This is a genomic window from Salinivibrio sp. EAGSL (genome assembly GCF_013366455.1).
Taxonomy (GTDB): domain Bacteria; phylum Pseudomonadota; class Gammaproteobacteria; order Enterobacterales; family Vibrionaceae; genus Salinivibrio; species Salinivibrio costicola.
Map to the genome: position 1 here is coordinate 83,588 of NZ_JABWMG010000007.1, position 13,212 is coordinate 96,799.

Here is a 13,212-nt window from a genome sequence, read left to right on the forward strand (position 1 = left end):
CATTAATTCTGTCCTGGTAATTTTTTTGCTGCCGCGGCATCGAGTACCCATTCCGTCGTGCCTTTGGCACTGCGGATATTGGCGGCAGGATATGGCAGTTGCGTGGGCTCGTGTGTGGCGATCTCATGTACAATCGCTTGCTTGCCTTCACCCAACACCAGATAACTGATTTTCTTCGCCGCGCGCAGCACACGGGCGGTTTTTGATACACGCTTTTGACCCGATTCAGGATGCGAGGCCACCAGCGCCAGTGCGGTATTGTCATATTGAGGATCGTGCGGGAATAGCGAGGCGGTATGGCCATCGCCACCGACGCCCAGCAAGACCCAATCAAACACAGGCGTGCCGTTTTCGCTTGGGATCAGCGCTTGCATTTCCGCACTAAAGCGCGCGGCTTCCACGTCCGGATCGTCTTCACCACGAATGCGATGAATGTTCTCTTCTGGAATGCGAATCTGGCTAAACAGTAGTTTGTCGGCTTCGCCAAAGTTGCTCTCGGCATCATCCGGTGCCACACAGCGCTCATCGCCCCACCAAAAATGCAAGTTTTGCCACTGAATCGCCGTGGCGTAGTCATCACTGGCTAAACGCTTAAACAGCATTTTGGGCGTGCTGCCACCAGATAGCGAGATGTGTACGGCACGATCTTGCTCGCTGAACGCTTGCATCGCGTCAGCTAAGTGATTGACCACCGCGTCGGCGTCATCAAAAATACGGGCATTGATCATAGTTCGCAGTATTCCGTGTCTGTGAGGTTTTTGCAGGGGAAACGCCACGCATGGTCGTCTCGCGCCAGCAAGTGGTCGGCTTCTTTCGGCCCCCAAGTGCCACAGGCATAACCATATAGCGCTTTGCCATTATCCTTGTATTGGAGAATTGGCTCAACAAACTGCCAGCAGGCTTCCACCGCGTCACTGCGGGCAAACAAGGTTGCATCGCCTTTTAAGGCATCAAGCAATAAACGCTCGTAAGCCGTCAGCATCTGGGTTTCTTCCAGCGACGTATAATGAAAATCCATGTTTACCGCTTTGGCGTTAAAGCCAGCACCCGGCTCTTTCAGGCCGAAACTCATTTGAATGCCTTCGTCGGGCTGAATACGGATCACCAAGCGGTTTTCGGGCGCATTTTTGCCGAATACGGGATGCGGGGTCTGTTTAAAGTGGATCACCACTTCGGTCACGCGCGTCGGTAAGCGTTTACCGGTGCGCACGTAAAATGGCACCCCATTCCAACGCCAGTTGTTGATAAACATCTTAAGACCAACGTAGGTTTCTGTGCGCGAGTCTTCCGCCACACCTGGCTCATCACGATAGCTGGGTAATGCTTTGCCGCCAACTTGCGATTCAGTGTACTGGCCCAGCACCAAGTTATTGTGCAAGTCGTCTTCAGAGAGCGGCTCAAGCGATTGCAGCGCTTTAAACACCTCATCACGCATTGCATCAGCATTGATCTGTGCAGGCGGCTCCATCGCCACGAGCGACAACACTTGCAATAGGTGGTTTTGGAACATATCCCGAACCGCGCCCGACTGGTCGTAATAACCACCGCGACCTTCTACGCCAAGATGCTCCGCACCGGTAATTTCAACATAGTCAATGAAGTTGCGATTCCAAAGCGGCTCGAACATCGCATTGGAGAAACGGAAAACCAACAGATTCTGTACCGTTTCTTTGCCTAAGTAATGGTCAATACGGTAAATCTGATGCTCTGCAAAGTAGGCGTGAATGTCTTTGTCTAACTGACGAGCGGAGGCTAAGTCGTAACCAAACGGCTTTTCGACCACCAAGCGTTTCCAACCGTTACTTTCATCATTCAGGCCATGTGCGGCTAGACAGGCAGGAATAAAGTTGTACAGCTTCGGCGGCGTAGCAAGATAAAACAGCGTATTACGCTGGGTGAAACCATATTGTTCGGACAATTCGTCTAAACGCCCTGTTAGCGCGCCATATTCGTGGGTGTCAGAGATATTGAACGATTGATAATGCACGTGCGCCATAAAGGCGTCGAGCGTGGCAGGATCGGTTTCTTCAAGCTCTTGCATCGAGCGACGGAGCTTGTCACGGAACGACTCGTCACTATAGAAGGTGCGGCTTGCGCCAAGAATTGCGAAAGACGCAGGCAGCTGTTTGTTCGCATACAAATGATACAGGGCTGGGATCAGCTTGCGGAAGGTGAGATCGCCAGATGCACCAAAAATAACAATACTGCTGTTTTCTGGAATTACCATCATCTTTCCTTTGATAATAAAGGTACTGCATGTGATTTGCGCCACAAATTAGCAGCGCAGTGGCCAAATTGGTAATTGGCCCTACCTATTGATGCCATTGATGTCGCCACTGAAATATGGAGCCGGCTAACTCATCCCTACATTTGCAGCCAGCACGACCAATTCAATGTGCGACAAAAGCACTCTAGTCTAGCACTTTATTCGTCAATAAGCTGCCCCACACTGGTAAGAGGTGCTCAATCGACATCGCTCGCCATCCAGTCAGTCCCGCTTTCCAGCAGACACGTAACGAACTGCGAGACTTTATCGCTTGTCGCCCCGTACGCGGTATAAACACCCACGTTGCCCCGTTTTTCTGCATTAACCCAAAGCATGTTAATTCCCTTAGCGCCGAGAAATGACGCGGCTTTATCGGTGTAAGGCATGAGAGCATGCGTACGTTGCAACAACGAGATGCTGGCTGAGAGTGAGTCGAGATCAAAGGCATGCGGGTGAAGGTTTAGCAACGGTGGTAAAGGACGAGAAAGTAAATGGGCATGGCGAGGATGATCGGGTGTCACTCGCAATAATGGCCAGTCAAAAAGATGCGCTGACAACACCGGCTGATGGTGGCGCTTCAATTGGTCAAACAAGGGATGATCCTGATGTGCAAACCAAGCTTCTGTATCTTGGAACAAAGGGGTAAAACGCACCTGACTGGTGGCAATTAGTTCACTGATTTCATGGCCAATAAAAACATCAATATCGCCATTTAAAAGCGATGACATTAATGCCAACCGATTACCAAACTCAATATGCACCGAACACTGATGCTCGGCTTGATACGCCACCACCGCCGATTCGACAAACAAAGGCCACCAGGCTTCTCCCGTCCCTAGCTTAACCTGTCCGGCTTCTCTGGCTTGTAGCACATGCAACTGTGCTTGTAATCGTTGGCGCGCAGCGTGTTGGGCCGTTGCGTGCTGATAATAAAGCTCGCCAGCAGCCGTCATACTGACGCCACGCGGATGCCTTATTAATAATTGGCTTAATAGACGCTGTTCTAACTTTTGGATTTGCGCGGTCAATGTAGGCTGACTGATCCCTAGCTTTAACGCTGCGGCTTTAATGCTGCCACTCTCAGCCACAGCCAAAAAATAACTTGCCGCTTTTTCTACGTCCATTGCATCACCGTTCACATTTTTGCTTTAACCGTTATAGTTTAAAACACTTACTCGCATCAATCATAGCCGTTAAATAGGTTTATATTCACTCTTTGGTATAGCCATATAGCTATAACAAAGAGAGAGTTATCTATTTTTAATCCCCGTCTTGGGCAGGTACATTCATATCCATTATCGAACGCGTGTTCAAACTGATAAAAAACAAAGAGGTAATGGGTATGCAGTACGCTTGGTGGCATGATGCCGTTGTTTATCAAATCTACCCACGTAGTTTTTACGACACCAATGATGATGGCATTGGCGATCTGAACGGAATTATCGAGAAACTCGATTACTTACATTGGCTCGGCGTCAATGTGTTATGGCTATCACCGGTGTACCAATCGCCGATGGATGACAATGGCTACGACATTTCCGATTACTGCGCGATCGCGCCTGAATTTGGCACCATGGAAGACATGACGCGCTTGATTGATAAAGCCGGCTCGCTCGGCATCAAAATCGTGATGGATTTGGTAGTCAATCACACCTCCGACGAACACCCTTGGTTCCAAGCTGCGCTTCAAGACAAAAACAGTCCCTATCGCGACTTTTACATTTGGCGTGATGCCAAACCCGATGGCAGTGCGCCGGATGATCAAGGCTCAATCTTTGGTGGTAGCGCATGGCAATGGGAGCCAAACACCGAGCAGTACTACTTTCACTTGTTCTCCAAACGTCAGCCCGATCTGAACTGGGAAAACCCCGCCGTCCATGACGCCGTGTATAAGATGATGAACTGGTGGATTGACAAAGGCATTGGGGGATTCCGCCTTGATGTAATAGATTTAATTGGTAAAGAGATCGACAAAGGCATCACTGGCAACGGCCCGCGCCTTCACCCTCTGCTGCAGGCGATGAACCAAGCAACATTTGGCGGCAAAGGCTTGCTCACCGTCGGCGAAACATGGGGCGCAACGCCGGAGATCGCCAAACTTTATAGCGCACCGGAACGCAATGAACTCTCCATGGTGTTCCAATTTGAACACATTACCGCGACCTGGAAAGACGGCGATAAATGGCAGCCCGTGCCGCTGGATGTCGCCGCCCTTAAACAGGTACTGTTCAAATGGCAACAAGAGCTGGCCGATAGCGGTTGGAACTCACTGTTTTGGAACAACCACGACTTGCCCCGCGCCGTATCTAAATTTGGTCACGACGGAGAGTACCGGACACGCTCAGCAAAAATGCTCGCCACAACCTTGCACTTAATGAAAGGCACGCCCTATATCTACCAAGGGGAAGAGATTGCGATGACCAATGTCGCCTTCCCGTCTATCGACGATTATCAAGACATCGAAACCCGCAATTTTTACGACTTGCGTGTTGCAGAAGGCGTTGATCCAGACACCATGATGGAGGCGGTCTACCAAAACAGTCGCGATAACGCCCGTACTCCAATGCAATGGGAGAACGCACCGCAAGCAGGCTTTACCCAAGGAACACCATGGTTACCGGTTAATCCTAACTACACCACCATCAATGTGGCACGGGCAACTGAAAATAGCGGCTCGGTGCTCTATCACTACCGTGAGCTGATTAAGCTGCGCAAGCAATACCCAGTGATTGCACATGGCCAGTTTGCGCCTGTGGAAGAAGCCCACCCTGATGTGATCGCCTACGAGCGCTTCGACGATACCCACCGTATTCTCGTGGTCAGCAACTTTAGTGAGCAAAAACAAACCATCACCCTCCCCGAACACTGGCGCTATAAGGCCTTAACCTGCCTTAGCTACAACATGGATCCGGTCAAACAGTTAAGCACCACCTACAAACTGGCCCCTTATGAGTCGTTTGCAGTGATGCAATAGCAAGGGCGTTTCGTCTGCCGATACCATCAATATAATCGGGTCGCGCCTGCAGATAGCTGCAGGCGCGAAGCCAAAGCCGACTCACCCCTCTTACACGCCATAAACGACGTCTACAGAAGGCATTAATACATATACCCAAGCCAATCCATATGCCCTGCTGGCCATGATTTGTCTGTCATCGGTTTTACATATAATTCATCGACATACTCGACCGCAACACCATAGTTAGTGTGTTCATGAATGCGTAGCCAAGAGGCATGTGACTCGACAAGCTGAAAGCCATTAGCCACATAAAAATCGTGCAGCTCAGAGATGAGAATAATGAAATCAACATCTTTGTCTTTGGCATAGTCAGTCAGTTGCGCCAGCATACCCGAGCCAATCCCTTTTCTTTGCCAAGCGCTGTCGATGCAAAAATCACTCACCCCTAATACTTTGTATACGTCGCCACCGACATTCACTGCCCTATAATCCAACCCCATATAGCCAATCAGTTGATTACCTTGGTACTGCAATGCCCGCATGTGGAGAAGCTGCTTGTAGTAAGAACGGGCAACTTGATGGTCAGGAAATGCCTTGTTTCTAAGGGCTTGAATAGCCTCATGCTGCGCGTTAGACACTTCGATTTCTGGGAGAATTTCCATGTTTAAGCTATTGATAATAAATCCATTTATTCAATTATTAACGAAGTCGACATATTAATATGGTTCCAATCATCTTGGCTCATAGGTGACGGGAAAATGTGTTTTAGCTCACACAAAAAAGCCTGGGTTAGAGACGCCTCTAACCCAGGCTGCGGAGGATAAGCAAGGTTTTATCAAGACGTACTAGACGTAAAAATCCAAGTCTTCTTGCGCTTTTAATAAATCCCGCATTTTGATCGGATCATCCCCGAAGAAGAACACCAGCCCCCAGTGGGTACCAAACGCATCTCGCTCTGGAACCGTCTCTTCAGCAGGCGCTTGAAGCTCATGGAAATCAAAATAGGGATGTTCTATACACTCTTTTGGCATTTCTAACTGACTGACGACACGCCGTTTGGGATATACGCCAAAGCAGCCAGCATAGCCTTTTGCATCAACAACTTCACGCGGGAAGAAAGCATCAACTTCTTCTTTTGTGCTCTTAGGATCAAACACCAAAAATGAAGCCTGATAAGCATTAAAGCCATAAGCTCGCTCAATCAACTCAAACGCTTTAAATCCCGGTGGGCGGTAGGCGACCTCACCAAAGTACATAGTGCCGTCACTGGTCACAAAGTATTCTGGGTGGATCTGACCGAACTGGATATCAAAGGTTTTAATCAATAACTCAATTTGCTTAGTAATCGCGTCTCGCCAACTCTCGAGCTCTTTTGTCGCAGGCACAAACACCGAGTAGCCGAGTGTGACGTATTCAGAGATATTTAAGAACATGATCTTGCCATCATGAATCCAGGCTTCAACGGCAAACTCCCATCCATCGAGATGACTTTCCATAAGCAGCGGGTATTCTTCAGCCGGGATAGCATCGATTTCGTCAACGGTTCGCAGCATGCGATGTCCTAAACAGCCTGCTTTATCAAACGCTTTGACATGAATCGGATCGTCTGGATCGCCGTCAAGTTTGAGTAATGTTTGATTAACTCGCTTCATAAATCGCACGATATCTTCTTTTTCATGCGCCTCTTCAAAAATGCCGACACGAATACCGCCAAGCTGAGCTCGACGTTTCATTAGCGCTTTATCACGGAATAAAATCGATTGCCCGTACATCCGAGGATTATCAAGCAGTACAGAGTTGATGGCGCCGGACCATTCAACGGTTTCTTCAAACAGTGGCACAGCGACATCGACGCCCTCAGCCTTGAGTTTTCTAGCAAGCTCGATAGAAGTGTCATCAAGTCGAAGGAAATCCCATGACATAAACGGGATATTGTTCGCAGTACAAAAATCTCGCGCCCACTCAGGTGCAACCACGATATAGCGACGATCAAATTTCTGGGCCGCTTTAATTGCGTTGACACTCCACCCTAATAGCGCAATGTAACCTTTGTTTGGATCTTTGGGGGTTTCAGTTCCTTGGACAGAGTCCATAGAGGGATCTCGCCAGGACAAAACTTCTGGTGACATGTCTGATTTAGGCGTAATCGCCATATTTATAACTCCTTTTATTTGATACTTAGGCATCGGAAACGGACCAACGTTGATGCGATGCATCCTATTCCCATCCATCGTCTTTTAAAGACACCATTCCAAGTAGATGTTCGTTAAGGCCTTTGACCTATATAAAACTCATCGCCCCTGCGCGCCACGACGAAGCCAGTCATGTACAAACGCAAGCTTTCGATGGGCAGTCTCAGACAATACATAGGGATAAACGTCAGACAAGCCCATGGATCGATTAATATGATTTACTCGCATCACAATGGCAGAGGCCACATGAACCAGCAGCTCCGTGTCAGGCTCGGCATAGGGATCCCAGCCGTGGCTAGGCATCTCCGGCGACACAAGCCCCGAGGCCACAAAGCTATCAGTGATATCAGTAAGATGTAATAGGCTTGCTGCCGTTTCCGCCCAATCTTCATGGGGGTGAGCCGATGCATAAGAAGTGATGTACGCCTGCTCCCACCCTACCGGTGGCCCTTGATGATAATGATTTTCTAGCGACGTGGTGTAATCGCTACGTTCGTCCCCGAACATCTCACGAAATGCATTAAGAAAATCTTCTCGAAGGCTTAAGCGCCACCAAAGCATATGCGCAATTTCATGGCGCATATGGCCTATCAGCGTTCGATACGGTTCATCCAAGGCTTCCCTGCGGGAGATACGCACCACAGGATCGGCCTCAGAAACGCTCATTGTTACCACGCCATCCCCATGCCCCATTGCCGCCAACGTATTACCATCAGCGAGCATATGAAAGGTAGGCCGTGTACCAGGATCTTCTGGTCGGAACCAATGCCACCGCCCTAAGTTATCGATGACCCAGCGTTTAGCCGCTTCCGTTTCTGCCCAGTAATCAATGGCGTTAGGTATGTCAGGATCTGGTGCGAGTGCTGTCATTGCGCAAGCCCGGCAAAAAGCACCTTCTTCAGGCGCTATCCAATTACATCCTATAATGACACGGTTGGCACAAAATGGTGGCATAGGCAGAAAAGCACGCGCCTGAGGGTCATAAGCTACCGGTGTTCCCTCTGCAGTGGCCAAGTTGTGAAACCATAACGTGCCGGAACCTACCGGATTCGTGAAACTCATCATATTCGGCAAAACTCCAGAAAAGGCAAACGATGCCGCGGAAAAGTACTTTCCGAGCCACCCACCGTAGGCTTTGGCTGTGCTCACAACCAGCGATATTTCCCTAAAACTGCGACTGGGTCACAACAAACGGCTTTCGATTTGCTTAGCAATCCAGCGCCATGCGTGGAACACCTTGGGGAGTAGCCTAAATGTGATCTAAGCGCGCTTTCGCTTCCCCCTGCTTTCTCGCTCTTGTAGACTACGCGAGCGTTGACTATCTACTGATAAGAAAATTGATTTATGCCTGCGATTACACCGGCCTTTAAAGTGATAGACGGTTTCTCTCTCTGTGCCAATGACACGGAGCGCCTTGATGTATTCTTTACCTACCTTCGTGAAGGAGAGCCAAAGCTGGCAGAATTGCGTCTTGAGCAGCTTGTCTTAGCGTTAGCCAACTCCCCCTCTCAAGCCGCGCTCTTTGCCAACAGCGTGTGCAATGAAGCCAAAAAAATAAAGCTGTCACCGGCGTTTGTGCAGTTGGGGATTTTCTCTAAAAACGGTCTTGTTACCGATATTTTTCGTCGTCTTTATAACAAAGTCAATCCGCCGCCTAAGCGCTGTAACGATATTAACGACCTATTAAGTTACTTTGTAGGAGGGGAAGATAAAGCGTGGGTCAAAGCCATCTCTCATAAGTGCTGGTTTAAGCTATACCGCCTCTTAGTAAAAAGTGCCGCTCCCGAAACAATCCGCTCAACAGGTGCGTACATTAAAAGCGAGCTATGTTATTCGTTAGAAATGCTATCTATCTGGATTGCCGCGGAGGAATTGGATCCAGAGCTATTACGCATTGATCGACGTCTCAGCGAGGTTGATTCGCCATTCATTGCATTGCAGCGTGAAACCCACCAACTTGTGAACGCGATTAAAAACGACACGTTGGATCCCAAAGACAGGGCACATTTTTGGGTGATAATTGAGCAATGTCAGCAGCAGGTTAAGCGGATCCGAGCCCGTGGTATTAACCAAATGGGCTTCTCTGCGCACGCCTCACGTATGCTTGAGCGCTTGGATCAAACGTTAAACCGAATGGTGCTACTGATCCAAATCCTAGACTTTCGGCATCCACACCAAAAAGCACGCTGCGTATTAAACCTCTGGCGGCAATTGCTTATTTCAGTGACTGAACGCAACAGTGTACGCGCGATTTATCGCAAAAGTACCCGCACATTCGCACAAAGCGTGACACAAAATAAGAGCAACCACGGCGAGCATTATATCGCCAAAACCAAAAACGATTACTTTAAAATTCTGCGCGGCGCCTGCGGCGCAGGGGTGATTATTGCCCTGTTAGCATGGGTAAAAATGTATATCGAGACCCTGCAATTATCACCACTTAACAATGCATTACTGGTCAGTTTAAACTACGGCGTCGGCTTTATGCTGGTGCACATTTTACACTTTACCATTGCCACCAAGCAGCCGGCGATGACCGCGGCAAACTTTGCTGCACATGTGGAAAAGAACAAACAAGGGCGCACGCGTAGTAAAAAGCTGGCACGGTTACTGATCAATGTGAATCGTTCTCAGTGGTTTGCAGTCTGGGGCAATATCACCGCGGCAATTATCGTAAGTGTGTTGGTTAGTCTGCTTTTTAGCCATTTATATGGCAACCCGGTACTAAACAGCGAACAAGTGGCCTATCAAACCGCTGCGATTCATCCGATCCATGGTTTAGCCTGGCTTTACGCCGCTATCGCTGGGGTCTGGCTATTTTTGTCAGGTATTATTACCGGCATACTCGATAATCGGGCGGACTACATTGAGTTGAAAGATCGGTTAATCGGCCATCCGTTATTCCGCGCAATCTCGCTTCAACGACGAGAGCGGATAGCGCTGTATATTCATCAAAACTATGGTGCATTGGGGGGTAACTTTATTTTTGGTGTGCTTTTAGGCATGACCAGTTACTTAGGCTATCTTATTGACGTTCCGCTTGATATTCGCCATGTTGCCTTCTCTTCTTCCCATGCGGCCTATGCGCATATTAGCGATTACCAGTCGTGGTTGACTGTTTTATCCAGCCTATTTTTTGTATTGATGATTGGCTTTATCAATCTGTGGGTCAGCTTTGGCCTCGCATTATTCGTCGCGCTGCGCTCGCGTAACTGCGAGCTAGACATCGCATCGGTCCGATCCGCCGTTATCAACCAAATAAAACAACGCCCAACCTCTCTGTTTTGGCCAAATGATCACCAGCCCCTGACTAAATCACAATCGTCTAGTCAGCGTCGTACGCCATAGATAACAGGCATGACATCGACGAGGGTCACGCTCAAGTGACCCTCGCTTATCTCGTCGACCATGCTATACATTAAATTTGCGGCCAGTCTCTCATAACTAAATAGTCATTTATTCTGTAAATAATTCTGGTCATTGATGAATCAATAACCATAACCTCTTTTAGATAAACGGTTCACAGCAAGGTTGAACACGCTATTGCATTTAAAACGGTCCGACCATGTCAGTGTTTGTTTACACAACTAATTGTAACAAGCTTGTAAAGAGAGCTGTTGATAGGTCACGTTAGAGAAGTGGACTAAAACGTTCGCCTTCCTATTGTGCGGTTGGGAAGAAAGGAATCTTTCAACAACAATTAGGGCAATAACATGAAATTATCTAAATTAGCATGGCTTATCGCTTCTGGCATGGCCATTAGCACTCCCGCTGTGAGTGCCGATCTCATTAACGTTACTGACGAAACAATACTCAACCAAGTTTTGAATCAACCGACTGGCGTTTATGCACCGTCAGGATCGCAAACGAATCCTTTAGGATTTAAAGAGGTCAAGCGTGTCACCTTGCCAAATGGCAAAATCAAAGTCCGCTACCAACAAACCTTTCAAGGTGTGCCGGTTATTGACACGGCTGTTGTTGCGACAGAAAAGCAGGGCCAACGGAGCGACGTTTACGGCACCATGGCCCAAGGCGTAGCGAATGACATTGTTAATGTGTCACCCGCGCTCAACAGCCAGTCTGCGTTAGAAGCGGCCAAAGCCGATTTTACGCAAAGCCAGAAGACACTTACTTCCGCACCTTTCGAAAACGAAAACACCCGCTTGGTGGTGAGGCTCGATGATCAACAAAATGCACAACTCGTCTACCTCGTTGATTTCTTTGTAGCTGGTAATGATCCAACCCGACCATTTTATATAATTGACGCTAATACAGGCGAGATCTTAAAACAATGGGACGGCATCAACCATGCCTCGGCAGTCGGCACCGGGCCGGGCGGCAATGAAAAGACTGGTCAGTATACTTATGGCACCGACTATGATGGCCTGCCTATCGATAAAGTCGGCAGTACTTGTACACTTGAAAACGACAAAGTCAAAACGGTCGATTTAGACAATGGTACCTCCGGTAGCACTGCCTTTTCCTACCCTTGCACGGACACCGGTAATTACAACGATAAAAAATATGTTAATGGTGCCTATTCGCCGCTCAATGACGCGCACTACTTTGGAAATGTTGTCTTTGACATGTACAAGGACTGGATGAATACCGCGCCACTTAGCTTCCAACTCACCATGCGAGTGCACTATGGCAACAATTACGAAAATGCATTCTGGAATGGTCGTTCAATGACGTTTGGCGATGGCCAAAACACTTTTTACCCCTTGGTCGATATCAACGTCAGTGCTCACGAGGTTAGTCACGGCTTTACGGAGCAAAACTCGGGGCTAATTTACGCTGACATGTCAGGCGGGATAAATGAAGCTTTCTCTGATATCGCTGGCGAAGCCGCTGAATTTTATATGCATGGTGATGTCGATTGGCTGGTTGGTGCCGATATCTTTAAAGGCTCCGGTGGGCTCCGTTACTTTGAGCAGCCTTCTCGCGATGGCAACTCGATTGATGACGCCGGCCAATATCGTGATGGCATGAATGTTCACCACTCAAGCGGTGTATACAACCGTGCCTTTTATCTACTAGCCAACAAAACGAATTGGGATGTTCGTAAAGGCTTCGAAATATTTACTACGGCTAACCAACTATATTGGACCGCAAATAGTACATTTGATCAGGGTGCATGTGGCGTAGCAAAAGCCGCCAAAGACCTGGCTTATAACGAGCAAGATGTCATTGACGCCTTTAACGCGGTAGGTGTTAGCGCAAGTTGTGACGATAACACTAACAATGTACTTCTACCAAACCAGCCTATTACAGGCTTAGCCGGTGGCAGTGGAAGCGAGACTTTTTTTACATTTACCGTGGATAGTAGCCGCAGTGTCAACGTCAGCATGAGTGGTGGATCTGGTGATGCAGACCTTTATGTCAAGGAAGGAAGCAAACCGACCACCAGCAATTGGGATTGCCGCCCCTACAACAACGGCAATAATGAAAACTGCACACTAAATGCGCAGCAAAACGTGACATACCACGTCATGCTACGTGGCTATCAAAACTATTCAAACGTCAGTTTAGTCCGCGATTAACCGCTATCATGCCGCTGTAATCACAGCGGCATTTTTGTCTAGTCGACATAGGGTATTTACTGAAAAGATAGACAATTTAAGGTCTATCCTTTTTCTCTTTGATGATTTAGCTATCAATGTAAACGCTGAGCGTGCATATAAATTTATAGCTTTCATCATGTTATAGACATTAATCACACGATTATCACAGCTAAAAAAAGATCACGACGCTCATATTTTTTATCTCGTCTACGCTTATAAGAAGATAAAAAAATT

Annotated in this window: 9 protein-coding genes; 3 read left to right on the plus strand and 6 right to left on the minus strand. The window is 48.1% G+C overall.

What is annotated here, in order from left to right; genetic code table 11:
* Window positions 1-2: 2 nt before the first annotated feature.
* From pgl to HLG76_RS06005, 3 genes are all read right to left on the minus strand, one after another.
* On the minus strand, window positions 3-728 hold the full coding sequence (gene pgl, locus HLG76_RS05995; protein ID WP_175993274.1) for a 6-phosphogluconolactonase: 726 nt from the start codon (window positions 726-728) through the stop codon (window positions 3-5).
* Window positions 725-2,227 carry a glucose-6-phosphate dehydrogenase gene (zwf, locus tag HLG76_RS06000; protein ID WP_077460712.1) on the minus strand — a complete coding sequence of 501 codons (1,503 nt, stop codon included), beginning with the start codon at window positions 2,225-2,227 and terminating at the stop codon, window positions 725-727. Before zwf ends, pgl begins: the two co-directional genes overlap by 4 nt.
* A 236-nt stretch (window positions 2,228-2,463) precedes the next feature.
* A complete protein-coding gene (locus HLG76_RS06005) occupies window positions 2,464-3,390 on the minus strand; it encodes a LysR family transcriptional regulator (RefSeq protein ID WP_077460711.1) in 927 nt (308 codons plus the stop codon).
* A gap of 218 nt (window positions 3,391-3,608) precedes the next feature.
* On the opposite strand from HLG76_RS06005, the gene HLG76_RS06010 reads away from it, so the two are divergent.
* Window positions 3,609-5,240, plus strand: coding sequence for an alpha-glucosidase (locus HLG76_RS06010; protein ID WP_077576736.1), 1,632 nt, complete (start codon window positions 3,609-3,611; stop codon window positions 5,238-5,240).
* Between the two features lie 122 nt (window positions 5,241-5,362).
* On the opposite strand, the gene HLG76_RS06015 is transcribed toward HLG76_RS06010, so the two are convergent.
* The 3 genes from HLG76_RS06015 to HLG76_RS06025 form a co-directional block, all read right to left on the minus strand.
* A complete protein-coding gene (locus tag HLG76_RS06015) occupies window positions 5,363-5,884 on the minus strand; it encodes a GNAT family N-acetyltransferase (protein WP_175993275.1) in 522 nt (173 codons plus the stop codon).
* 183 nt (window positions 5,885-6,067) lie between these two features.
* Complete coding sequence (locus tag HLG76_RS06020; RefSeq protein ID WP_077460709.1) at window positions 6,068-7,375, minus strand: acetyl-CoA carboxylase biotin carboxylase subunit family protein; 1,308 nt, start codon at window positions 7,373-7,375, stop codon at window positions 6,068-6,070.
* 138 nt (window positions 7,376-7,513) lie between these two features.
* A complete protein-coding gene (locus tag HLG76_RS06025) occupies window positions 7,514-8,563 on the minus strand; it encodes a putative zinc-binding metallopeptidase (protein WP_217706499.1) in 1,050 nt (349 codons plus the stop codon).
* A 195-nt stretch (window positions 8,564-8,758) separates the two neighbouring features.
* Between HLG76_RS06025 and HLG76_RS06030 the strand changes: the two genes are divergently transcribed.
* Window positions 8,759-10,762 carry a hypothetical protein gene (locus tag HLG76_RS06030; RefSeq protein ID WP_077679553.1) on the plus strand — a complete coding sequence of 668 codons (2,004 nt, stop codon included), beginning with the start codon at window positions 8,759-8,761 and terminating at the stop codon, window positions 10,760-10,762.
* A gap of 365 nt (window positions 10,763-11,127) precedes the next feature.
* On the plus strand, window positions 11,128-12,957 hold the full coding sequence (locus HLG76_RS06035; RefSeq protein ID WP_077576738.1) for a M4 family metallopeptidase: 1,830 nt from the start codon (window positions 11,128-11,130) through the stop codon (window positions 12,955-12,957).
* The last annotated feature ends 255 nt before the right edge of the window (window positions 12,958-13,212 follow it).